This is a genomic window from Micromonospora sp. DT233, assembly GCF_049841815.1.
Lineage (GTDB): Bacteria > Actinomycetota > Actinomycetes > Mycobacteriales > Micromonosporaceae > Micromonospora.
The window spans coordinates 634,372-657,299 of record NZ_JBNCLB010000003.1; the positions used below are offsets into that span (position 1 = coordinate 634,372).

Consider the following 22,928-nt stretch of genomic DNA (forward strand, 5'->3'; position numbering starts at 1 on the left):
CGGTTCCCCCCGGACGCCCCCCCCCGCGCCCCCCAACCCACCCAGGTGGTCGGGGGCGCCCCCCGCGATCGCGGTGCGGTGTGGATCAGGCGGGCAGGCTCGCCACGCCGGGCGGCAGGAACCGCCGGCCGGTGACCCGCTCGCTGGTGCCGGTCCGGTCCAGGTACGGCGTGACGCCGCCCAGGTGGAACGGCCACCCCGCGCCGAGCAGCAGGCAGAGGTCGATGTCCTGCGCCTCGGCGACCACGCCCTCGTCGAGCATCAGCCGGGTCTCCTGCGCCAGCGCGTCGAGCGCGTTCTGCCGCACCTGCTCGGCGGTCAGCGGGGCGTCGCCGACCACCAGCAGCTTCGCCACCTCGGCGTTGATCTCGTCGTCGACCACGATCGGCTGACCTGAGTCGGCGATCCGCTTGAGGTTCTCGCTGACCGCGAAGCGGTCCGGGAACGCCGCGTGCAGGGTCCCGCCCACGTGGTACGCCACGGCCGGGCCGACGAGCTGGAGCAGCGCCAGCGGGCGCATCGGCAGGCCCAGCGGGTCCAGCGCCGCGTTCGCCACCTCCAGCGGGGTGCCCGCGTCGACGGCGGCGAAGACGGCCCCCAGGAAGCGGGTGAGCAGCCGGTTCACCACGAACGCCGGGGCGTCCTTCACGAGCACGCTCGACTTCTTCAACTGCTTGCCGACCGCGAAGGCGGTGGCCAGGGTCGCGTCGTCGGTCCGCTCGCCCCGGACGATCTCCAGCAGCGGCAGCACCGCGACCGGGTTGAAGAAGTGGAAGCCGACCACCCGCTCCGGGTGCTCCAGCTCCTGCGCCATCGCGGTGATCGACAGCGACGAGGTGTTCGTGGCCAGCACCGCCTCCGGGGAGACGATCTTCTCCAGCTCGGCCCAGACCTGCTTCTTGACGCCCAGGTCCTCGAAGACCGCCTCGATGACGAAATCGGCGTCCGCGAAGGCGCTCTTGTCGACAGTGCCGCTGACCAGGCCGTACAGCTTGGCGGCGGTGCCCTTGTCCATCCGGCCCTTGGTGACGGCCTTCTCGATCTGGGTGTGCACGTAGCCGACGCCCTTGTCCACCCGGGACTGGTCGAGGTCGGACATCACCACCGGCACCTGGAGGCGGCGGGCGAAGAGCAGCGCGAGCTGGCTGGCCATCAGGCCCGCGCCCACGATGCCGACCTTCGTGACCGGCCGGGCCAGGCCCTTGTCCGGCGCGCCGGCCGGCCGCTTGGCCCGCCGCTGCACCAGGTCGAACGCGTAGAGCCCGCTGCGCAGCTCCTCGGAGAAGATCAGGTCGGCCAGGGCCTCGTCCTCGGCGGCGGTGCCGGCGGCGAAGTCGCCGTCCTTCGCCGTCTCCAGCAGGTCCAGCGCCCGGTACGCGGCCGGAACCGCCCCGTGCAGCCGCGCATCGAGGGTCTGCCGGGCGAAGTAGAGCACGCCCGCCCACATGTCCTTGTCGACCTCGGGCCGGGTGACGGCGACCTCGCCGCGCACCACGCCGGCGGCCCACTCCAGGGAGCGCTCCAGGAAGTCCGCCGGCTCCAGCAGCACGTCGGCGATGCCCAGCTCGGCTGCCTGCTTCGGCTTGAGCATCTTGTTCTGCATCAGCGGGTTCTGCAGGATCACCTGGGTGGCGGCGGGAATGCCGATCAGGTTCGGCAGGAGCTGGGTGCCGCCCCAGCCGGGGACCAGGCCGAGGGAGACCTCGGGCAGCGCGAGCGCCCCCGCCCCGCCGGAGAGCGTCCGGTAGTGGCAGTGCAGGGCCAGTTCCAGGCCGCCGCCCATCGCCGCGCCGTTGACGAACGCGAACGTCGGCACCGCGCTGTCCTTGAGCCGGGCGAAGACCCGGTGACCGAGCCGGCCGATGGCCAGGGCCTGCTCCCGGTCGGCCAGCTGCGGCAGGCTGGTCAGGTCCGCGCCGACGCAGAAGATGTACGGCTTGCCGGTGACCGCGACGAACGCCGGGTTCGCCGCGAGGGCGGCGGTGATCGCCTCGTCCAGGCTGGTCAGCCCGGCCGGGCCGAAGCTGTTCGGCTTGGTGTGGTCGAAGCCGTTGTCCAGGGTGATCAGGGCGGCCGGCCGGTCCAGCCCGGGCACGTTCACCTGGCGCAGCAGCGCCCGGGTGACCACCTCGTTCGGTGCGGTGAGCGCGCTCACTGCGCCTCCTTCGTTCGCGACTGCGGGGCTCGCAAGCTCACTCCTCGCGCTCACTTGTCGCCACCCTCCCAGTGCGGGTTCTCCCAGATGACCGTGCCGCCCATGCCGATGCCGATACACATGGCGGTGACGCCGTAGCGGACCTCGGGGTGCTCGGCGAACTGCCGGGCGAGCTGGGTCATCAGCCGCACCCCCGAGGACGCGAGGGGGTGGCCGATGGCGATCGCGCCGCCCCACTGGTTGACCCGGGGGTCGTCGTCGGCGATGCCGAAGTGGTCGAGGAAGGCGAGCACCTGCACGGCGAACGCCTCGTTCAGCTCGAACAGCCCGATGTCGTCGATGCTCAGCCCCGCGATGCGCAGCGCCTTCTCGGTCGACGGGATCGGGCCGACGCCCATCACCTCGGGCTCGACGCCGACGTAGCCGTACGACACCAGCCGCATCGCCACCGGCAGGCCCAGCTCGCGGGCGGTGGTCTCGGCGGCCAGCAGGCTCGCGGTGGCCCCGTCGTTCAGCCCGGCCGCGTTGCCCGCGGTGACCTTGCCGTGCGGGCGGAACGGGGTCTTCAGGGTGGCGAGCTTCTCCAGCGAGGTGTCCCGGGGGGCCTCGTCGACCGTCGCCAGGCCCCAGCCGCCGTCGGCGTCGCGGATCGCCATGGGCACCAGGTCGCCCTCGAGCTTACCGTTGGCGTACGCCTTGGCGGTCTTCTGCTGCGAGGCGAGCGCGAACGCGTCGGCGCGCTCCTTGGTGACCTGCGGGACCCGGTCGTGCAGGTTCTCCGCGGTGGCGCCCATCACCAGCGCGGACGGGTCGACCAGCTTCTCCGCGACGATGCGCGGGTTGGGGTCGACGCCCTCGCCCATCGGGTGCCGGCCCATGTGCTCCACGCCCCCGGCGATGGCGATGTCGTACGCGCCCATGGCGATGCCGCCGGCCACGCTGGTCACGGCGGTCATCGCCCCCGCGCACATCCGGTCGATGGCGAAGCCGGGAACCGTCTTCGGCAGGCCGGCCAGCAGGGCCGCGGTGCGCCCGATGGTGAGGCCCTGGTCGCCGATCTGGGTGGTGGCGGCGATGGCGACCTCCTCGACCCGCTCCGGCGGCAGCTGCGGGTTGCGGCGCAGCAGCTCGCGGATGCAGCGGATCACCAGGTCGTCGGCGCGGGTGTTGGCGTACATGCCACCCGCCTTGCCGAACGGGGTGCGGACGCCGTCGACGAAGACGACATCCCGGACTTCACGGGGCACTTGAGCCTCCTTCTCGGCCATCATCCGCCCCGCCGCGCCGGCGGGCGGCGCTGCGGCTCGAAATGACGGTCGGCGGCGCGGGCGTGGTCCCTCGGATGCTACTCGTCAGTAACCACGGCCGGCACCCAGCCCGCTGTGTCCCACCCCACACCCCGCCCGGCCGCGCTCAGGCGGCGGGCGGGGGCGCCAGGGCGACGGTGAGCTCGCCGAGCAGCAGGCCGATCTGCCACTCCCGGGCACCGAAGCCGCGCAGCGTGTCGGCGACCGTGGCCTCGGTGATCTCCTCCGGCGGGGACCAGGCGAGCCGGCGGATCGAGTCCGGGGCGATCAGGTTCTCCGGCGGCAGCGTGTGCGAACCGGCGATGCGGACCACCACCTCCCGGCACCGGGCCAGCCGGCCGGCGGCCACCGGGTCCCGCTCCGCCCAGCGGTGCGGCGGGGGCGGCCCCTCCACGGCCGGGGTGACCGGCAGCGCGTCCTCCGGCAACTCGCGGGCGTCGTCCAGGGCCGCCAGCCAGGTGCGGGCCAGCCGGCGCACCGACCGGCCACCGAACCCGGGCAGGGTCAGCAGGGTCTTCTCGTCGCGCGGGTCCAGCTCGGCGGCGGCGATGATCGCCGAGTCGGGCAGCACCCGCCCCGGAGCGGCGTCCCGGCGGACGGCGATCTGGTCGCGGGCGTACCAGAGGGAACGGACCCGGGCCTGGGCCCGCGCGCCGCGCACCCGGTGGATGCCCGAGGTGCGCCGCCACGGCTCCGCGCGGACCCGGGGCGGGCGGGACCCACTGCGCACCAGCGCGGCGAACTCCTCCGCCGCCCACGCCGACTTGCCCTGCCGGGTCAGCTCGGCGTCGAGCGCGTCGCGCAGGTCGGTCAGCATCTCCACGTCCAACGCGGCGTAGGTCAGCCACGACTCCGGCAGCGGGCGGCTCGACCAGTCCGCCGCCGAGTGGTGTTTCTCCAGGCTGAAGCCGAGTAGCTGTTCGGTCAGCGCGGCCAGGCCGACCCGCTCGAATCCGGCCAGTCGAGCGGCCAGTTCCGTGTCGAACAACCGGCGCGGGCGCAGCCCCACCTCGGCGAGGCAGGCCAGGTCCTGGCTGGCGGCGTGCAACACCCACTCGGCGTCGGCGATGGCCGCGTCGAGCGTGCTCAGGTCGGGCAGCGGCAGCGGGTCGATCAGCGCCGTGCCGGAGCCGGCCCGGCGCAGCTGGACGAGGTACGCGCGCTGGCTGTACCGGTACCCCGACGCCCGTTCGGCGTCCAGGGCGACCGGGCCGGTGCCGGCGGCGAAACGCGCCACGACCTCGGCCAGCTCGGCCTCGGACGCCACCGGCGGGGGAGTGCCGTCGCGGGGGGCGGTCAGCGGCACGGGGCCGTCGTCGGTCGGTTCGGGTCCCGCGTCCACCGGCTCCGGCTCGGCCGACGGCGGGCGGTGCGGCTCGTCTCCGGTGCGGCTTTCGGCGGCCCGACGGTCTAGGGGTGGTTCGTCGGTCACCTGGCAACCCTAGTGCGCGCGGCCATCCGACGCGCGCAGCCGGGTGCGGCGTGTGTCGCCCGGCGCCCGCAGGAGCGACTTGACCCGGCATGGCAGGGTCGGACATCGGGGAAGACAAAGCGCGTTGGCGTAGGTACGGTCCTTCGGGCCACCGGGCGGGTACGGACCCGTGTCGGCGCGGGCACCGAGGGCGGTACGGGGAGGACGTGCGATGACGACGGCTGGCTACGGTCCGACGGGCGCGGGGCAGGGGCCCCAAGACGCTGCGCCTGGGGGCCGGTCGGAACCGGCCCGTGCCGGCGAGGCGGGGGACACCGACGCCCGTCCCGGCCCGCTGCCGCCGCGGATCATCCCGCCCCGGGGCGCCGCCGCCCCCTACCCGCCACCCCCCGCTGCCGGTCACGGTTACGCCCCCGGCCAGGGTCACGCCGCCGGTCAGGCTTCCGTGCCGGGTCAGGGCGGCGCGGCGGCAGCCGGTTACGGGTCCGTCCCACCGGCCGCCGAGGGGTACCCGCCCGCGCAGCGCAGCGCCTGGGGCCCGCCGGCGAACCCGGGCCAGTGGGGCGGGTCGCCGCCCGCGGCCGGGCAGTACCCGCCGGCCGCCGGACAACAGTCCGCACCGCCCACCGCGCCGGCCGTGCCGACGCAGCCCACCGGCTCGACGTACGGGCCGCCCGCCGGCCCGGCGTCTGCGCCCTCCTCCGGCCCGGCCTACGCCCAGCCCTCCGCCGGCCCGGGGTATCCGCAGCCCGCCGCCGGTTCTTCGTTCCCGCCCTCCGCCGCCCCGGCGTATCCGCAGCCCGCAGGCCCGGCCCTCACCCCGCCCGCCGGTCCGGCGTTTCCGCCGGCTGCCGGCCCGGCCTTTGCGCAGGACGGGCCGGCACCCGCCGGCGGTCAGGGCTGGCCCGCGCCCGCGCCGGCCGCACCCGCCCGGGGCCGCGCGCTCACCCTGGTCGCGTTCGGGCTGGCCGTGGTGCTGGCCCTGGTGGCCGGCGTGCAGGCCTATCAGATCAACCGGCTCTCCGACCGGCTCGCCGGCACCGACCGGCGGGCGAGCGCCGCCCAGCAGAGCGACGCCACCCGGCTCGACGACCTCGACCAGCGCACCCAGGTCCTGGAGAAGCAGGCCGGGGGCCAGTTCAACCCCGAGGCGGTGGCCAGCGCCGTGCTGCCCAGCGTGTTCCGGGTCCGGGCCGGGCAGTTCACCGGCACCGCCTTCGCGATCGGCGAGCCGGCCACCGAGGGCGGGACGAACCTCTTCACCAACTTCCACGTCGTCGAGTCGGTCTGGAAGGGCGGCGGCCGGGAGGTCTTCCTGGAGCGCACCGACCAGCGCTACCCGGCGACGATCGTCCGGGTCGACGCCGAGAACGACGTCGCCCACCTGCGTACGACCAGCAAGTTCACCGGCCTGAAGGCGGCGTCGGCCACGGTGAAGTCCGGCCAGCAGATCGTGGTGGTGGGCGCCCCGCTCGGGCTGCAGGACAGCGTCACCACCGGCGTGGTCAGCGCCTTCCGCGAGGCGAAGCAGGGCTCGGGTCCCGTCATCCAGTTCGACGCTCCGATCAACCCCGGCAACTCCGGCGGTCCGGTGATCAACGGTCAGAAGCAGGTGGTCGGCATCGCCACCGCCAAGGCCCGCGACGCGGAGGGCATCGGCCTCGCCGTCCCCATCAAGGTCGCCTGTGACGGGTTCCGGATCTGCTGACCCGGCCGTCGCCGTCCGCGTTCCGATCCGGCCCGTCGCCGTTGCCCGGTCGTGAACCAGCCCTCATGAGGAGAGAACAATGACCCAGCCACCGACCGGGCCGGGAGGCCAGCCCTCCTACCCGCCGTCCGGCGCCGGCCAGCCGGTCCCCCACCAGTACGGCCCGCCCGGTCAGCCGCCGGCCGAGCCGACCCAGCAGTTCGGGCAGTACGGTTCGGCGCAGCCGCCGCACGAGCCGACGCAGCAGTTCGGCCAGTACCAGCCGGCGCAGCCGCCGCCCGAGCCGACCCGGCCCTTCGGCCAGTACGGCCCGCCGCCGCAGGGCCAGCCGCAGCAGCCGCAGTCCGCCCCGCCGTACGGCCAGCCGCAGCAGCCGCAGTCCGCCCCGCCGTACGGCCAGCCGCAGCAGCCGCAGTCCGCCCCGCCGTACGGCCAGCCGCAGTCGGCTGCGCCGTTCGGTCAGCCGCAGCAGCCGCACTCCGCGCCGCCGTTCGGGCAGCAGCCCCCCGGGGCGGGATACCCGCAGCCGATGTCCGCCCCGCCCGGGGCGACGCCGCCCTACGGCCCCGCGACGCCCGCCTCCGGCGGCCGCCGCAAGCCCACCGTGCTGATCCTGGCCCTGGTGGCCGGGCTGCTCTTCGTCCTGGGCGGGGTGATGACCGGCCTCTACGTGACCAAGGGCAACGAGCTGGACAGCACGCGGCAGCGGCTGACCGCCCAGGTCAGCGAGCGGGACGGGACGATCACGGCGAACAAGGCCGAGATCGAGAAGCTCAAGAAGGACCTGCAGGGGGTGCGGGACAAGCTCTCCGACACCGAGCAGGACCTCACCGGCACCCGCAACGACCGCGACGAGCAGGCCCGGCAGAAGAAGGTCATCGCCAACTGCCTGAACAAGCTGACCACCGCGCTGAACGCGGCGGCGGCGAACAACAAGGCCGCGTACGACAAGGCCACCCAGGGGCTGAACAAGGTCTGCGACGAGGCCGAGAACTACCTCTGACGAGGACGGAGTCGCCCGCAGCTCGGGCCGCGCCACCGGACACCCGACCGGCGGCGCGGCCCGAGTCGTCACCGGCCCCGGGGCCGCCCCCGCGTGGCTGCGGCGGTGGGTCAGGCGGCGCCGGCGGGGCGGCGGCCCGGCAGGGCCGTCACGCCGGGCGGGGGGAGGCCCGCCGTCGAGGCCAACAGGGTGCACCAGGCGAACAGGTGCGGCGTCAGGTCCTCGCCCAGGGGCGTCCAGGACGCCCGGATCTCGATGTCCCCGGCGGTCGGCGGCCCGGCCAGGCCCCCGAAGCGGGTCGACATCGTCTGGGTGACGGTGCCGCCGAGCGCCCGGTGCCGGGCCTCCTGGGCGTCCAGGGCGTCGGTCAGCCACGTCCAGCCCACGGCGGGCAGCAGCGGGTCGGCGGCGAGGTCGATCTCCAGCTCCGCCGTGACGTAGGTGACCAGCCGCAGGGTGCCCTGCCACGCCTCGTGCCCGGCCGGGTCGTGCAGCAGGATCAGCCGCCCGTCGGCGACCTCGTCGCCGTCGCGCAGCACCGTCGCGGAGAGCGCGAACGTGTAGGGCGCGAGGCGCTGCGGGGCGCCCACCTCCTCCAGGACGATCTCGGCCCGGGGCGCGGCCGACCGCAGCCCGGCGACCGCGCGGGCGAACGTCTCCGGGAGCGCGAGCGGCGGGGCCATGTGGGCAGCCTATGTCGGCTGCCGCCCCGCCGCCCGGACGGCACGCCGACACCCGCTCGGACCGCAGGGAGGACAGCGGGCGCGGGGGTGGGTCACAAAAGCCGGCGGGGGTGGGAAGGAGCCGGTGGGGGCGTGGCACGATTGCCGCGATGACCACCGACACCACGGGCACTGCCGCCCGAGACGGAGAACCCCGCCGCGGCGGGCCGGCCGACTCACCGTTCGTCCGGGCCTGCCGGCGCGAAGAGGGTCCGCACACCCCGGTCTGGTTCATGCGCCAGGCCGGCCGGTCGCTGCCGGAGTACCGCGAGATCCGCGCGAACGTGGGGATGCTGGAGTCCTGCCGCCGCCCCGACCTGGTCGCCGAGATCACCCTCCAGCCGGTGCGCCGGCACCGGGTCGACGCGGCGATCCTGTTCAGCGACATCGTGGTCCCGGTGGCCGCCGCCGGGATCGAGCTGGACATCGTCGCCGGCACCGGGCCGGTGGTGGCCGAGCCGGTCCGCACCCTCGACGACGTCGAGCGGATCCGGCCGATCACCGTCGAGGACGTCTCCTACGTGGACGAGGCCGTCCGGCTGCTCGTCGCCGAGCTGGGCGACACCCCGCTGATCGGCTTCGCCGGCGCCCCGTTCACCCTGGCCAGCTACCTGGTCGAGGGCGGGCCGTCGCGTACCCACGCCAAGACCAAGGCCCTGATGTACGGCGACCCGCAGCTGTGGCACGCGCTCTGCACCCGGCTGGCCGAGGTGACGGTCGCGTTCCTGCGGGTGCAGGCCGACGCCGGGGTCTCCGCCGTGCAGCTCTTCGACTCGTGGGCCGGGGCGCTGTCGGAGTCCGACTACCGCCGCTACGTGCTGCCGCACTCGGCGAAGGTGCTCGCCGGGCTGGCCGACGCCGGGATCCCGCGCATCCACTTCGGGGTGGGCACCGCCGAGCTGCTCGGCGCGATGGGCGAGGCCGGGGCCGACGTGGTCGGGGTCGACTGGCGTACGCCGCTGGACGTGGCGACCCGCCGCATCGGCGCGGACAAGGCCGTGCAGGGCAACCTCGACCCGGCGGTGCTGCTGGCCCCCTGGCCGGTGGTCGAGGCGGAGGTCCGGCGGATCGTGGCCGAGGGCCGGGCCGCCCCCGGCCACGTGTTCAACCTCGGGCACGGCGTCCTGCCGGAGACCGATCCGGACGTGCTGACCCGGGTGGTCGCGCTGGTGCACGAGGTGTCCGCGCGCTGAGCGCAGTGAGGAAGTGAGGCAGTGACGATGCGGCAGCCGTGGCGGGTGGCGATCGTCGGTGGCGGCATCACCGGGCTGGCCGCCGCCGTCCGACTGGCCGACCGCGCCCCCGCCGACACCGAGATCACCGTGTACGAGCAGTCCGGCGCGCTCGGCGGCAAGCTGCGTACCGGCGAGCTGGCCGGTGGGCCGGTGGAGTTCGGCGCGGAGTCGTTCCTGATGCGCGACCCGGCCGGCGGGGAGTCCGCCGTGCTGACCCTGGTCCGCCGCCTCGGGCTGGCCGACGAGATCGTGCACCCGACCGTCGGGCAGGCCGCGCTCGTCGTCGACGGGGAGCTGCGCCCGGTGCCGGGCGGCACGCTGGTGGGCGTACCCGGGGATCTGGAGAAGGTGGCGGCGGTGGCGAAGCCGGCCGCGGACGCCGACCGCGACGGCGGTGCGCCGCTGCTGGCCGGCGACGCGGACGTCTCCGTCGGCGCGCTGGTGCGCTCCCGGCTCGGGGACGCGGTGGTCGATCGGCTGGTCGACCCGATGCTCGGCGGGGTCTACGCCGGCCGGGCCGACGACCTCTCCCTGGCGGCCACGATGCCGGCGCTGGCCCGCGCGGCCCGGGTGGAGCACACCCTGGTCGGTGCGGTCCGGGCGGCGCAGGCCGCCGCGCCGCGCGCCCCCGGCGCCCCCGTCTTCGGCACCCTGGCCGGCGGGCTGAGCCGGCTGGTCGACGCCGCCGCCACGGCCAGCGGGGCGACGATCCGGCGCAACGCGGCCGTGCGGGAGCTGACCTGCACGGCGACCGGGTGGCGGCTGACCGTCGGCCCGACCCGCGACCCCGATTTCGTCGAGGCCGACGCCGTGATCCTCGCCGTGCCGGCGCACCCGGCCGCCCGGCTGCTGGCCGGGGTCGCCGGCCTCGCCCCCGGCGTCGCCGAGGCCGTCGGCGGGCTCGACTACGCCAGCGTCGCGCTGGTCACCGTGGCGCTGCCCGGCCCGGAGCTGCCGGCGCTGTCGGGGTTCCTGGTGCCGGCCACCGAGGGGCTGACGATCAAGGCGTCGACGTTCTTCACCACCAAGTGGGGGCACCTGGCCCGGCCGGACGGCCTCGCCCTGGTCCGCGCCTCCGTCGGCCGGTACGGCGAGGAGTCCACGCTCCAGGTCACCGACGACGACCTGGTCGCCACCGTGCTGCGGGAGGTGGCGACGGTGCTGGGCACGGCCCTGCCCGCCCCGGTGGCCGCCCACGTGCAGCGGTGGGGCGGCGCGCTGCCGCAGTACACCCCGGGGCACCTCGACCGGGTGGCCGACGTCCGGGCGGCGGTGCGCGCCGCGCACCCGACCCTGGCGCTGGCCGGCGCCGGCTACGACGGCGTCGGCATCCCGGTCTGCGTCCGCTCCGGCGAGACGGCGGCCGAGGAGATCATCGAAGCACGGGAGGGATCGGCGGCATGACCGAGCAGAGCAGCACCGAGCAGACCAACGCGGCACGGCTGCGGGAGCTCAACGACAGCATCCGCTACACCATGTGGTCGGTGTACCGGGCCAGCGGCCCGCTTCCGTCGCTGCGCGACAACGTCACCGGTGAGGTCGAGGCCCTCTTCGAGGAGCTGGCCGGCATGGACGTGACGGTGCGCGGCACGTACGACGTGGCCGGGCTGCGCGCCGACGCCGACCTGATGATCTGGTGGCACTCGTCGTCGAGCGACGCGCTGCAGGACGCGTACCTGCGGTTCCGCCGGACCACCCTGGGGCGCGCGATGACCCCGGTCTGGTCGCAGTTGGCGCTGCACCGGCCGGCGGAGTTCAACAAGAGCCACGTCCCGGCGTTCCTGGCCGGGGAGGAGGCGCGGGCATACCTCTGCGTCTACCCCTTCGTCCGCTCCTACGAGTGGTACCTGCTGCCCGACGCCGAGCGGCGCGAGCTGCTGGCCGAGCACGGCAAGATGGCCCGGGGGTACGCCGACGTGCGGGCCAACACGGTCGCCTCCTTCGCCCTGGGCGACTACGAGTGGATGCTGGCCTTCGAGGCCGACGAGCTGCACCGGATCGTGGACCTGATGCGCGACCTGCGGGCGTCGGGGGCCCGGCGGCACGTCCGCGAGGAGACCCCGTTCTACACCGGCCGCCGCCGCTCGATCGGCGACATCGTCACCGCCCTGGCCTGAGCGACGGGGAAGGGCCCCCGGTCGACGCGTGTCGTCGTCCGGGGGCCCTGTCCTGCCGTCGCTGGGTCAGAGCGTCGCCGTGCAGGTCGGCGTCGGTGCGGTGTTGGTGCCGGTCGACGAGCCGAGGAAGCCGAACGTGGCCTTCCCCCCGGCGGCCAGCGTCCCGTTGTGCGCCACGTTGCGGGCGGTCACCGTGGAGCCGCTGCTGGTCACGGTGGCGTTCCACGACGAGCTGACCTGCTGACCGCCTGAGTACGTCCAGGTCACCGTCCAGCCCTTGATCGCCGAGGAACCGGCGGTCACCTCGACCTCACCCTGGAACCCGCCGTTCCACGACGAGGTGACCCGGTAGGTCGCGGTGCAGGCACCCGCCGGCGGCGGGGTGGTCGGCGGGGGAGTGGTGGGCGGCGGGGTGGTCGGCGGCGGGGTCGTGGGCGGCGGGGTGGTCGGGCCGCCGCCACCGCCGAAGTCCACGTCGCTGCAGAGGTAGTACGACTGGTCCAGGTGGCTGGCCTGCCAGACGGTGTAGACGATGTGCCGGCCGGTGCGGCCCGACGCGGTCGCCGGAATCTGGATCGACACGCCGCCGGTCTCCGGCGTCCACTGCGACGCCGGGGTGTTGCCGATCTGACCGGCCAGCTCCAGGTCGCTCCAGGCCAGCGGCTTGGTCAGCGCGTTGTAGCCCTGCTTGGTCACGTACACCCGGATGTAGTCGGCGCCGTGGCTGGCCTGGTCGAAGAACTTGACCCGGAAGCTGTTCGACACCGAGGTGGTCTTCCACGCGCCGACGGTGTCGAGCGAGTTGTACCGGCCGTTGGAGGTGCGCCCGCCGCTGCAGAGCTGGCCGTCGGGGACGGCGCCCTGGTGGTTGCCGGCGACGCCCTCACGGAACAGGCCGTTCCAGTTCCACATGGCGCTCGGGTCGTCCTGCCAGGCCTGCCAGCACATCGGGTCCTGGGTGGCCATGTTCGGGTTCTGGAAGTCGCCGCCCCACCGCTGCCAACAGCCGTAGTTGCGGGACGCGGGGTCGACGACCGAGCCGTGGGCGGAGGCGGAGTTCGCCAGGCCGGTGGTGATCAGCAGCGTGACGACCGCGCTGACGGCCAGCAGCCAGGCTGCCGCGCGCGGGGTGAGTCTGCTGCGGAGGGAAAAGGGCACGGGGGCTCCTCGGGGGTGCGAGGTCGGACTTGCGACACCCGAACGGCGGAAGTTGCCTCTCCCGCGCCGGCTCGTGCCGCTCCCGTGGTGGCTCCGTGGCGGAGGTTTCCACACCCATCAGCCTATGTCAATGGATGGCGCTTTCCCGGGTCAGCCGGTGGCGCTCTCCCGGCGCATCGGCGTGTGCGGGATGCCGTCCTCGACGTACTCCGGCCCGCAGACGGCGAAGCCGTGCCGGGCGTAGAACCCGGCCAGGTGCGACTGCGCCTCCAGCACGCACGGCCGGTCGCCCACGGCGGCCAGCGCCTCGGCCATCAGCCGGCCCGCGTGCCCCTCGCCGCGCGCGTGCGGGGCCACCACGACCCGACCGATGCGGGCCACGCCGCCGGGCTCGGCCAGGATCCGCAGGTACGCCAGCACGACGCCGTCGCGGGTCAGCCAGAGATGCCGGGTGCCGGGCTCGACGTCCCGGCCGTCCAGCTCCGGGTACGCGCATGCCTGCTCGACGACGAAGACGTCGATGCGCAGTCTCAGCAGGTCGTGGAAGGTGTGCGCGTCCAGCTCGGTGAAGGAGGCGAGCCGGCTCTCGATGGTCTGCTGCGGCATCCGCCGATGGTAGGCCGCCCGCCATTCGGCCCCGCCGTCGGCGTGTCGCGGCCGGCGTGTCGCGCGTTGTGCCTGGTGGAGGCCGTGCTGCCTCGTGTTGGAGACCGCGAACTCGTGCACCCCGGAGGAGACGTGATCAAGCGCAGCAAGCTCTTCGGCAACCAGACCCGGGTGACCTTCTGCCTGCCCCGCGACGCGCCGGCCGGGCCGGTGAGCGTGGTCGGGTCGTTCAACGAGTGGGAGCCGGGCCGGCACGAGCTGGTCACCCGCCGCGACGGCAGCCGTACGGTGAGCGTCAAGCTGCCGCCCGGCGCGCACCGGTTCCGCTACCTGGCCAGCGGCGGCGTCTGGCTGGACGACGACTCCGCCGACCGGGTCGACGACGAGGGCAGCCTGCTGCTGCTCTGACCGTCACCGCCCGGCCGGCGGGGTGGGCGTCCGTCCGTTCGTGGCCCGGCCGGCGGGGCCGGGCGTCCACACGTTCCGCCGCCTTGCCGGCGGGGGTGGGCTCAGCCCTGCGCCGGGTCCAGCCGGATGGAGACCGAGTTGACGCAGTGCCGGGTGTCCTTCGGGGTGAAACCCTCGCCCCGGAAGACGTGCCCGAGATGGCTGTCGCAGCGCGCGCAGCGGATCTCCGTGCGCCGCATGCCGAGGCTGTCGTCGTCGATCTCCTTGACCGCCCCCGGGATGGCGTCGTCGAAGCTCGGCCAGCCGCAGTGCGAGTCGAACTTCGTGTCGCTCGGGTACAGCTGGGCCCCGCAGGCGCGGCAGTGGTACATGCCGGGGGTCTTCGTGTCCACGTACTCGCCGGTCCACGGGCGCTCGGTGCCGGCCTCCCGGAGCACCCGGAACTCCTCCGGGCTCAGCCGGACCCGCCACTCGTCCTCGGTTCGGGGCAGTTCGTTCTCGTCAAGACTCACCCCGCAACGGTACGTCGAGTGTCGGTGCCCTGACATATGGTCTCGACATGGCAGGCACCACGAAGTCGGCGGCCGCGCAGCTCGAGGTGGCCGGGCACCCGGTCCGACTGACCAGCCCGGAGCGGGTGGTCTTCCCGGAGCGGGGCTTCACCAAGGCGCACGTCTTCGGCTACTACCTGGCCGTGGGCGACGCGATCCTGCGCGCCCTGCGGGGCCGCCCCACCACCCTGCAACGCTTCCCCGACGGCATCGCCGGGGAGATGTTCTTCCAGAAGCGGGTGCCGTCGCGGGGCGTGCCGCCGTGGGTGCGCACCGCCCGGATCAGCTTCCCCAGCGGCCGCACGGCCGACGAGCTCTGCCCGGTCGACCTGGCCCACGTCGCCTGGGCCGCCCAGATGGGCACCATCGTGTTCCACCCCTGGCCGGTCCGCGTCGACCACGTCGACCACCCCGACGAGCTGCGCATCGACCTCGACCCGCAGCCTGGCACCGACTTCGCCGACGCGGCGGCGGCCGCCGCCGAGGTGCGGGCCCTGCTCGACGAGCTGGGCGCGACCGGCTGGCCGAAGACCTCCGGGGGCCGGGGCGTGCACGTCTACCTGCGCATCGCGCCCCGATGGACGTTCACCGAGGTCCGCCGGGCCACCATCGCGCTGGCCCGGGAGCTGGAGCGCCGCCGTCCGGATCTGGTCACCACCGCCTGGTGGAAGGAGCAGCGGGGCGAGCGGGTCTTCGTCGACTACAACCAGATGGCCCGGGACCGCACCATCGCCTGCGCGTACTCGCTGCGGGCCAACGCGCGGGCGACCGTCTCCACCCCGGTGACCTGGGACGAGCTGCCCGACGTCGACCCGGACGAGTTCCACCTGGGCAGCGTCCCGACCCGGCTGGTCGAGCGCGGCGACCCGCACGCCGGCATCGACGACGCGCCGTGGGACATCACGCCGCTGCTGGAGTGGGCCGACCGGGACGCCGCCGCGGGGGAGGGCGACCTGCCGTACCCGCCGGACCACCCGAAGATGCCCGGCGAGCCGATGCGGGTCCAGCCGAGCCGCGCCAAGCGCCCCACGGCCTGACCCCGCCCGCCCTCTCCCCAAGATCCGAGCATCTTCAGGGAAAATGTTGCCTGAATCCGCTTTGAGGCAGCAACTTCCCCGAAGATGCTCGGATCTTGGGGCCCTGGGTCAGGTGCTCGCGGGCCTCGGGGGGGTAGTCCGTAGGCGGTGAGCCGTCCCCCGATGGGGTTCGCCGGGCGGCGGGCCGGGGCTAATGCTCGTCGACGCGCTGACTCGGCCGGTGCTCTCGAATCCATGCCTCGACGTCGGCGCGTGCCCACACGCGCATTCGGCCGCTGGCCACCGTGTCGATGGGGGCGGGGAAGGTCGGCCGGTTGGTGATCTCCGTGGCCCGGGTGCGCGACACCCCGCCGAGCATCTCGGCGACGTCCGACAGCGCAACCAGTCTCACGCCCTGACCGTATGCAGGTGCAGCGTGGCAAGCATTCAGCTTGTATGGTTGACAGTGGCAATGTTGCAGGTGGGGCTGATGGGGCAGTTGGACGACTCCGGAGGGTCACTCGAATGATTCACGAGCACAGGGCGGGGGCGGACGCCCAGCCCGTCATGCGCGCCATCCGACGGGTCCCCGGCATCGCCGGGCACCTCCCCGCCCGGCCGTCCTGGACGTGCGCCGCTGCGAGCTGCCCGCATCCCTGGCCGTGCCCGCACGCGCGGGAGCGGATCACCGCCGCCGCCGGCGACCGGGTCGAGCTGTCGATCACGATGGCGCAGGTCCTCAACGTCGCCGTCGAGGACCTGGTCCACGAGCGCGGCGACCACGACCTGTTCCGCCGGATGCTGGCGTGGACCCGGTGACCTTCACCGGCCCGAGTCGCTGCCTCGGCTGCGTCACGCCGATCCTGCCCCTGCCGCACCTGTGCCGGGGCAACAAGATCCCCACCGACGAGTTGGGCTGGTGGTGCGACTGCCCCGAACCGGAGTGCCGGCGGCGGCAGGCCGGGGACTGGTCGACCAAGACGACACGACCGCCGAAGGCCACCGGCGCGAAGACGAGAAGGCATCGCACCGCGCCGGACTCCTGACCGGCCGGCCCGGCCGCACCCGGCGCTCCTGGCCGGCCGGCCCGGCCGCACCTGGCTCAGCGGCCGGCCTCCATCGCCTCCACCGACTCCTTGGCGGTGCGCAGGTCAACCCCCGTCGCCTGCCGGTACGCCTTGATCGCCTGGATCTTCTCGCCCCGGGCCAGGTGCTCGCGGACCCCGGGTGCCGCCGGCCGGTCGTCGGCCACCCCGAGGTGCTTCATCACCAGCTCCAGGCGGCGCTCGATCTCGCTCAGCCGGTACGCGGTGCGCCGGTCGGGCCGCCCCGCCGCGGACTGGGCCGCCAGCAACAGGACGACGGCGGTCATCAGGATGCCGAGGATGATTTCCATGCCCGCCATCCAAGCAGGCCGGCGTCGGCCCGGAAATCGTGCCAAGTGTGGCCGGGCGGGTGATCGGGCGTAACGGTCGGATAACGGGGGCCAACCTTTCCGTACCCGCAGTCGCTCTTGTTCCTCATCGGCCCGTGGGGGCCGGGGAGGGCGGCGACATGGCGATGGTGTGGAGGCGGGCCTGGGCGGCCCGCGGGCTGCTGCTCGCGGCGGTGGTCGCGGCCCTGGTGGCGATCACCCTCGTCACGGGCCTGACCGACTACAACCGGCGGGCCGTCGACGCGGGACAGTCGGCGGTGCTCGCCGCGTCCCCCGCAGAGGAGCGCAGCCTGCTGGTCAGCGGCTCCGGCGGCCCCGACCGCAACGCCGCCGCCGCCCGCGACCGCGCGGTCAGGGAGCGCTTCGCCGCCGGGCTCGGCGGCGCGCCCACGCGGGTGCGCGGAGCCCGCTACGGCACCGGCCGGGAGCTGACCGGAGACATCGGCCCCGCCCGTGCCGGTGACGACCCGGTCTTCGCCGAGCTGGTCGCCCTGGAGGACCTGGCCGGCAACGCCGATCTGGTCAGCGGGCGGCAGCCCGAGCGCGGCGCGCAACCCACCCAGGTGCTCCTGCCGGAGCGGGTCGCCGGCCGGTTGAACGTGACCGTCGGTGAACGGGTGCCGCTGCGGGACCGGGCCGGCGAACGCACCAGCCAGGTGGAGGTGGTCGGGCTCTTCCGGCCCCGGGACCCCACCGCGTCGTACTGGCGGCTCGCGCCGGGCGCCACCACCGCCGACCTCACCACCTCGTACGGGCCGTTCCTGCTCGATCCGGCCGACTTCGACCGGACCTTTCCCGGCGGCACGTCGGCCGCGTGGCTGGTCGAACCCGACCTGGCGGCCGTCGAGCCGAGCCGGCTGGGCGCGGTGGGGCGGGCGGTCGCCACCGAGGTCGCCGAACTGCCCGAGGCCACCGGCCTGGGCTCGTCCGCCCAGCTCGTCACCACCATGGACCGGCTGCTCGACCGGCTCGGCCGCGCCGACCTGGTGGGACGCTCCGCGCTGCTCACCCCGCTGCTGCTGATCGTGGTGCTCGGCGGGTACGCGCTGGTGTTGGTGGCCGGGCTGCTCAACGAGGACCGCCGGGCGCAGACGGCGCTGCTGCGGGCCCGGGGCGCGGCCCGGCGGCAGCTCGCCGGCCTGGCGGCCCGGGAGGCGACGCTGGTGGTCCTCCCGGCGGCGCTGCTCGGGCCGCCGCTGGCCGCCGAGGCCCTGCGTCACGTCGGCCGAGGCCAGGGGTGGTCGGGGGCCTCGGCCGCCGGCAGCACGCTCACCTGGGCGGTGGCCGCCGCCGTGGCCGCCGGCTGCCTGGTGGCCATGGTCCTGCCGGCGATGCGGCGGGCCGGCACGTACGTGGCCGACCTGGCGACCCGGTCCCGGCCGAACCGGGTCGCGCGGGCCCAGCGGGTCGGCGCCGACCTGGCCCTGGTCGGCCTGGCCGTGCTCGCCTGGTTCCAGCTGCGGCAGTACTCCTCCCCCCTGGCGGGCGCGGGGGGCCGGTTGGGCATCGACCCGCTGCTGGTGGCGGCGCCGACGCTGGGCGTCCTCGCGGGCGCGGTGGTCGCGCTGCGCCTGCTCCCGCCGGCGGCCCGCTTCGCCGAACGGTTCGTCGACCGCCGGCTGTGGAACGCCACGACGCTGGGCATGTGGCAGGCCGGCCGCCGCCCGCACGCCGGCCCGGTGCTGCTGCTCGCGCTGGCCGTCGGCGGCAGCACCCTGGCCTGGTCGCTGGTCACCACGGGGGAGCGCTCGCACGTCGACCAGGCCGATCACGCCGTCGGCGCGGACCTGCGGCTGGTGGAGCGTTCCGGCGGTGCGCCGGCCGACCGGGCGGCCCGGTTGGCGGCGGTGCCCGGGGTCGACCGGGCGCTGCCGGCCTGGCGCGACGACATCCGGGTGGGCCGCGATGATCTGCCGGTGAGCGTGTTGAGCATCGACGCGGCGGCGGCGCCGGACGTGGTCAGGCTGCACGACCGGCTCGTCGACGAGCCGGCCCGGGCGCTCTTCGACCGCCAGGCGCGCGGTCGGGCGGCGCCCGTCGGCGTCGAGTTGCCCGCCGACGCCCGCCGGCTCACCGGCACCGTCCGCACCCTGGTGGTCGGGGCCTTGCGCCCGCAATCCATCGTGGTCTCCGCGCTGCTGGCCACCGCCGACGGCGAGGTACGGAAACTGCCGATGGCCACCGGCGGAAGCGACGGGCGGCCGGTCGCCGCGGCGGTGGAGCTGCCCGACCTCGGTGGCCGGGCCTACCGGCTGGTCGGTTTCGAGGCCACCGGTGGCCTGGCCCAGGGCACCGCCTACCGGTTGGAGGTCAGCGGGTTGCGCGTCGTCGACGCCGCCGGAGCGACGAGCCCGGTGCGGCTCACCGGCGAGTGGGTGACCCCGGCGGAGGTCGGGGGGCAGGGGGAGCCGGCCCGGCTCGACGACGACGGGCTGCACGCCGGCCGGACGGTCGAGATGCTGGTGGAAGGGAGCCGTTACGCGTCGCAGCCGTCCAGCCGCTTCGCCGTCGTGGCGGTCGGCGCCGACGCGCCGGTGCCGGCGTTGATCACCCCGCAGGTGGCGCGGGCGCTGAGCATCGGCCGAGGCGACACGACGCAGATCAGCGTTGCCGGGGTGATGCTGCCCGTCCAGGTGGTGGGCGAGATCGAGGCGGTGCCGGGGAGCGGGCCGGGGGCCGGGATGCTGCTGGACCTGCCCGCTGCGGCCGACTCGCTGGTCCGCGCCAGGGGGGTTACCCGGCCGACCCAGGAGTGGTGGGTGCGTACCGACCCGGGCGGCTCGGACGCGGCGTCCCGGGCGGTCGCGGACCTGCCCGGCGTGACGGTGCTGGACCGGCGGGCGACGGCGGCGGAGGCCAACCGCGACCCGTACTGGTTGGGCACCCGCACCGGCCTGCTGGCGGCGGCGGCCGGGGCGGTCCTGCTCGCCCTGGTCGGGTTGTGCGTGGACGTCTGGGCGACCGCGCGCCGGCGGGTCGGTGAGCTGACCGTGCTGCACACGCTCGGTGCCACGCCACGGTTGCTGGCCCGCGCCCTGCTGGCCGAGCAGACGTTCCTGGCCGGGATCGGCGTCGGCGTCGGCCTGCTGGTGGGCACGGCGGTGGCCGCCACCATGGCCCCGTTCCTGGTGCTCACCCGCGCGGCGGACCGGCCGCTGCCGGAGGCGGCCTTCGTGCTGCCCTGGTTGCCGGTCGCCGCCACCGCCCTGGGCCTGCTGCTGGCGGCGTTGGCATTCAGTACCTCGATCGCCGCCGGCATCCGGCAGCGCATGGCGGCGGCCCAGCTGCGGATCGGCGGGGACCAGTGAACGGCGACGCGACGACGAAGCGGGGGAGAGCAGTGAGTGCAGTGACCGTGCGGCCCGGGGCGGGCGGGCGATGACCGGGGCGGCCCGCCGGGTGCGGGCATTCGGTGGGCAGTTCCTGCTGCTGGGGTCGCTCGCCCTGGTCGCCGTGCTGCTGGTGACCGGGGTGCCGCGCGTCGCCGACCGGCTCACCCAGCAAGGGCTGCGGGAATACATCGCCGGCCGCCCGGCCGCCGAGCGGGACGTGATCCTCGGCGCCGTTGCGGGGCCGGTCGACCGGAGCCGGGGACCGGTCGCGACGGGGCCCGCCGACCTCGACGCGCTCCAGGCGGGCATGCCGGCTCCCGTGCGCGACGCCGTGGGCGACCGGTGGTACGTCGCGGACACCGCACCCGGCCGGCTCACCGGCCCGGACCTGGCCGCGAAGGACCTCTTCGTCGTCGCCCGGCTGCGCGAGATGCCCGGCGTCGAGGCGGCGGCCACCCTCGTCGAGGGACGCTGGCCGACGGGGCCCACGGCCCAGGAACGGCCGGTCGAGGTCGCGCTCTCGGCCGAGACGGCCCGGAAGATGAACCTGCGCCTCGGCAGCCGCCTGACCTGGGTCGGCGAGAAGGCGACGAACCCGCTGCGGGTGCTCGTGGTCGGCGTCTTCCAACCCGCGCGGGTCACGGACGGGATCTGGGACGGGCTGCCGCCGGTCCTACAGGTGATCGAGCCCGAGGTGGACGCCGCACCGTACGAGATCGTGGCGGTGACCGCCGCCACCCGCGGCCTGGCGGCGGCGGTCGACGTCGGCGTGCCGCTGCGGCCCTCCTGGCGGTACCGGCTCACCGGCGACAACGTGGACGCCGGCAACCTGCGCGGCATCGTCGACGGCGTGCGGCTGCTGGTCCGGAAGCCCCCGCCGGGCCTGCGCGTGACCCAGTCCGTGGACGTCCCGTTGCAGCGGTTCCTGGACGCGGTCTCGGCCGCCGGGACGCTGTTGGCCGTGATCGCCGCCGGGGTGCTGGCCACCCTGGCCGGGCTGATCGGGCTGGCCGCCCGGCTCGCCGCCCGCCGCCGGGAGGGCGAGTTCGCCCTGCTGGTCGCCCGCGGTGGCGCGGCGACCAGCGTGGCCCGGCGCAGCCTCGCCGAGTCGGTGCTGGTCGTTGCGCCCGCGGCGGCGCTGGGCTGGGTGCTCGGGCAGCTACTGCCCGGCTCCGGCGGCGGGCTGGGCTGGCTCGCCCCGGCCACGGCGGTGCTGGCCGTCCTGGCCCTGCCGGTGGCCGCGCTGGCCGTCGCCGTCGCCGCCGCGCCGGGCCGGCGGCGGGACCTGCCGAGGCTGGGCCCCGGTGGCCGTCGGCTGACCCTCGAAGTCCTCGTGGTGGCGCTGGCGGTGCTGGCGACCGTGCTGCTGCGGCGTCGCGGGCTGAGCCCGGGGTCGGTCGACCCGCTCCTGGTGTCGGTGCCGGTGCTGCTGGCCGTGGCCGCGGCGGTGCTCGCGCTGCGCCTCTATCCGTGGCCGCTGCGGCTGCTCGGCCGGATCGCCGCCCGGACCCGGGGCAGCGTCACGTTCCTCGGTGCCGCCCGGGCGAGCCGGGCGGCGGCGACCGGGCCGGTCGTCGTGGTGGTGGTGGCGATCGCGACGGCGGCGTTCTGCGTCGTCGTGGCCGCCGGCATCGAAACCGGCCGGGACCACACGGCGACCACGCTCGTGCCGGGTACCGCGTTGGTCGACGGCGGGCGGCTCGCCCCGGACACCGGCGTCGCCCTGCGCGGGCTGCCCGGCGTCCGGCAGGCCACCCCCGTGCTGCGCGACACCGCGCTGCGGATCGCCGACCCGCGCGGCGTCTACGCCGAGCTGCCCACCGTCTCGGTGCTGCTGGTCGACGGGCCGGGGCTCGCCGAGACGGCCGGGGACGCCGGGCTGGCGGTGTCGGTGCCGCCGCAGTTGCGCGCCGGCCCCGGGCCGGGGCCGGCCCCGGCGCTGGTTTCCCCGGTGCTCGCCGCCGAGCTGGCGCGCGCGGGCCTCGACGAGTCGGCCCTGGTGACCGTGCAGGGACACGACTACGCGTTCCGGGTGGCCGGCGCGGCCGACGACTTCCCGCTCGTCGCGCCCGGCACCGAACGGTTCGTGGTCCTGCCCTGGCAGGCCCTGCCCGACGCCGGGCCGACCGCTGTGGTCCCGACGGCCTTCCTGGTCTCCGGCGACGGGCTGGACCTGGCGGCGTTGCGGCAGGCGGGCGTCGAGGGTCAGCGCCGTTACCAGCGGGGCGGCACCATCGTCGCGGAGGACCGTCCGCGCGCCCCCGAGGTGACCACCTGGCGGGGGGCCCGCGACGTCCTCGGCGGCGTCGGCGCCAACGGCCTGCTGGTCTTCGGCTTCGTCGCCGGCGCGGCCGGCGGGGCCGTCCTCGGGCTACTGGCGATCGCCTTCGCGGTGCTCGCCGGGGCCCGGGCGCGGGGGCAGGTGCTGTCCCGGCTGCGCACCCTCGGGCTGTCCCGCCGCCAGTGGCGCGGGCTGCTGCTGGTGGAGCTGACGCCGCTGGTCGCCGTCGCGCTGCTCACCGGCGCGGTGACCGGCGCGCTGCTGCCCCTGCTGCTCACCCCGTCGCTGGGGCTGGCCGCGTTCACCGGCGGCACGCCGGTGCGGGTGGGGTTCTCGCCCGGGTTGGTCGGGGCCGTGATCGGGATCGGCGCGGTGGCGCTGGCCCTCGCGGTGACCGTGGAGACGCTGAACAACCGCCGGCTGCGCCTCGGTGAGGTGCTGCGGCTCGGAGAGGAGAGCTGA

At 75.3% G+C, this 22,928-nt stretch carries 20 protein-coding genes; 11 read left to right on the forward strand and 9 right to left on the reverse strand.

Annotated features, from left to right (window positions below; translation table 11 throughout):
* Positions 1-85 precede the first annotated feature (85 nt).
* The 3 genes from ACLQ2V_RS10970 to ACLQ2V_RS10980 form a co-directional block, all read right to left on the reverse strand.
* On the reverse strand, positions 86-2,155 hold the full coding sequence (locus ACLQ2V_RS10970) for a 3-hydroxyacyl-CoA dehydrogenase NAD-binding domain-containing protein (RefSeq protein WP_425718271.1): 2,070 nt from the start codon (positions 2,153-2,155) through the stop codon (positions 86-88).
* Between the two features lie 50 nt (positions 2,156-2,205).
* Complete coding sequence (locus tag ACLQ2V_RS10975; RefSeq protein ID WP_425718272.1) at positions 2,206-3,402, reverse strand: thiolase family protein; 1,197 nt, start codon at positions 3,400-3,402, stop codon at positions 2,206-2,208.
* A 166-nt stretch (positions 3,403-3,568) separates the two neighbouring features.
* Positions 3,569-4,894 carry an HRDC domain-containing protein gene (locus ACLQ2V_RS10980; RefSeq protein WP_425718273.1) on the reverse strand — a complete coding sequence of 442 codons (1,326 nt, stop codon included), beginning with the start codon at positions 4,892-4,894 and terminating at the stop codon, positions 3,569-3,571.
* Between the two features lie 637 nt (positions 4,895-5,531).
* Here ACLQ2V_RS10980 and ACLQ2V_RS10985 point away from each other — a divergent pair.
* Positions 5,532-6,602: a trypsin-like peptidase domain-containing protein gene (locus ACLQ2V_RS10985; RefSeq protein ID WP_425718346.1), complete on the forward strand. Its 1,071-nt coding sequence runs from the start codon at positions 5,532-5,534 to the stop codon at positions 6,600-6,602.
* 79 nt (positions 6,603-6,681) lie between these two features.
* Positions 6,682-7,605, forward strand: coding sequence for a hypothetical protein (locus ACLQ2V_RS10990; protein ID WP_425718274.1), 924 nt, complete (start codon positions 6,682-6,684; stop codon positions 7,603-7,605).
* A gap of 110 nt (positions 7,606-7,715) precedes the next feature.
* Here ACLQ2V_RS10990 and ACLQ2V_RS10995 read toward each other — a convergent pair whose 3' ends face one another.
* Positions 7,716-8,288 (reverse strand): DUF3000 domain-containing protein, encoded by a 573-nt coding sequence (locus ACLQ2V_RS10995; protein WP_425718275.1) that lies wholly within the window; start codon positions 8,286-8,288, stop codon positions 7,716-7,718.
* A 149-nt stretch (positions 8,289-8,437) separates the two neighbouring features.
* Here ACLQ2V_RS10995 and hemE point away from each other — a divergent pair, with 149 nt between their 5' ends.
* Genes hemE through hemQ form a run of 3 tightly spaced genes read left to right on the forward strand, consistent with a single transcriptional unit; the run spans position 8,438 to position 11,679 of the window.
* Positions 8,438-9,520, forward strand: a complete 1,083-nt coding sequence (gene hemE / locus ACLQ2V_RS11000; RefSeq protein WP_425718276.1) for a uroporphyrinogen decarboxylase — start codon at positions 8,438-8,440, stop codon at positions 9,518-9,520.
* Between the two features lie 27 nt (positions 9,521-9,547).
* The gene (hemG, locus tag ACLQ2V_RS11005; protein ID WP_425718347.1) at positions 9,548-10,966 is read left to right on the forward strand and encodes a protoporphyrinogen oxidase; all 1,419 of its coding nucleotides are present in this window, start codon (positions 9,548-9,550) and stop codon (positions 10,964-10,966) included.
* Positions 10,963-11,679, forward strand: a complete 717-nt coding sequence (hemQ, locus tag ACLQ2V_RS11010; RefSeq protein ID WP_425718277.1) for a hydrogen peroxide-dependent heme synthase — start codon at positions 10,963-10,965, stop codon at positions 11,677-11,679. The genes hemG and hemQ overlap by 4 nt, the downstream gene beginning before the upstream one ends.
* 66 nt (positions 11,680-11,745) lie before the next feature.
* On the opposite strand, the gene ACLQ2V_RS11015 is transcribed toward hemQ, so the two are convergent.
* Together ACLQ2V_RS11015 and ACLQ2V_RS11020 are read right to left on the reverse strand one after the other, a co-directional pair.
* Positions 11,746-12,837, reverse strand: coding sequence for a lytic polysaccharide monooxygenase auxiliary activity family 9 protein (locus ACLQ2V_RS11015; protein WP_425718278.1), 1,092 nt, complete (start codon positions 12,835-12,837; stop codon positions 11,746-11,748).
* A 150-nt stretch (positions 12,838-12,987) separates the two neighbouring features.
* Positions 12,988-13,443, reverse strand: a complete 456-nt coding sequence (locus tag ACLQ2V_RS11020) for a GNAT family N-acetyltransferase (RefSeq protein ID WP_425718279.1) — start codon at positions 13,441-13,443, stop codon at positions 12,988-12,990.
* A 132-nt stretch (positions 13,444-13,575) separates the two neighbouring features.
* Here ACLQ2V_RS11020 and ACLQ2V_RS11025 point away from each other — a divergent pair, with 132 nt between their 5' ends.
* Entirely contained in the window at positions 13,576-13,851 is a 276-nt protein-coding gene (locus ACLQ2V_RS11025; protein ID WP_425718280.1) for a glycoside hydrolase, read from the forward strand.
* A gap of 101 nt (positions 13,852-13,952) precedes the next feature.
* On the opposite strand, the gene msrB is transcribed toward ACLQ2V_RS11025, so the two are convergent.
* Positions 13,953-14,363 (reverse strand): peptide-methionine (R)-S-oxide reductase MsrB, encoded by a 411-nt coding sequence (msrB, locus tag ACLQ2V_RS11030; protein ID WP_425718281.1) that lies wholly within the window; start codon positions 14,361-14,363, stop codon positions 13,953-13,955.
* A gap of 47 nt (positions 14,364-14,410) precedes the next feature.
* On the opposite strand from msrB, the gene ligD reads away from it, so the two are divergent.
* Positions 14,411-15,439, forward strand: coding sequence for a non-homologous end-joining DNA ligase (gene ligD / locus ACLQ2V_RS11035; RefSeq protein WP_425718282.1), 1,029 nt, complete (start codon positions 14,411-14,413; stop codon positions 15,437-15,439).
* A gap of 190 nt (positions 15,440-15,629) precedes the next feature.
* Here the strand turns inward: ligD and ACLQ2V_RS11040 are convergent, their stop codons facing one another.
* Complete coding sequence (locus ACLQ2V_RS11040) at positions 15,630-15,830, reverse strand: helix-turn-helix transcriptional regulator (protein ID WP_425718283.1); 201 nt, start codon at positions 15,828-15,830, stop codon at positions 15,630-15,632.
* A gap of 113 nt (positions 15,831-15,943) precedes the next feature.
* On the opposite strand from ACLQ2V_RS11040, the gene ACLQ2V_RS11045 reads away from it, so the two are divergent.
* Together ACLQ2V_RS11045 and ACLQ2V_RS11050 are read left to right on the forward strand one after the other, a co-directional pair.
* A complete protein-coding gene (locus ACLQ2V_RS11045) occupies positions 15,944-16,237 on the forward strand; it encodes a hypothetical protein (RefSeq protein WP_425718284.1) in 294 nt (97 codons plus the stop codon).
* Positions 16,225-16,464 (forward strand): hypothetical protein, encoded by a 240-nt coding sequence (locus ACLQ2V_RS11050; protein ID WP_425718285.1) that lies wholly within the window; start codon positions 16,225-16,227, stop codon positions 16,462-16,464. The genes ACLQ2V_RS11045 and ACLQ2V_RS11050 overlap by 13 nt, the downstream gene beginning before the upstream one ends.
* Before the next feature lie 56 nt (positions 16,465-16,520).
* On the opposite strand, the gene ACLQ2V_RS11055 is transcribed toward ACLQ2V_RS11050, so the two are convergent.
* Complete coding sequence (locus tag ACLQ2V_RS11055; protein ID WP_425718286.1) at positions 16,521-16,814, reverse strand: hypothetical protein; 294 nt, start codon at positions 16,812-16,814, stop codon at positions 16,521-16,523.
* A gap of 158 nt (positions 16,815-16,972) precedes the next feature.
* Here ACLQ2V_RS11055 and ACLQ2V_RS11060 point away from each other — a divergent pair, with 158 nt between their 5' ends.
* Complete coding sequence (locus ACLQ2V_RS11060) at positions 16,973-20,161, forward strand: FtsX-like permease family protein (RefSeq protein ID WP_425718287.1); 3,189 nt, start codon at positions 16,973-16,975, stop codon at positions 20,159-20,161.
* Between the two features lie 70 nt (positions 20,162-20,231).
* On the forward strand, positions 20,232-22,928 hold the full coding sequence (locus tag ACLQ2V_RS11065) for an FtsX-like permease family protein (protein WP_425718288.1): 2,697 nt from the start codon (positions 20,232-20,234) through the stop codon (positions 22,926-22,928).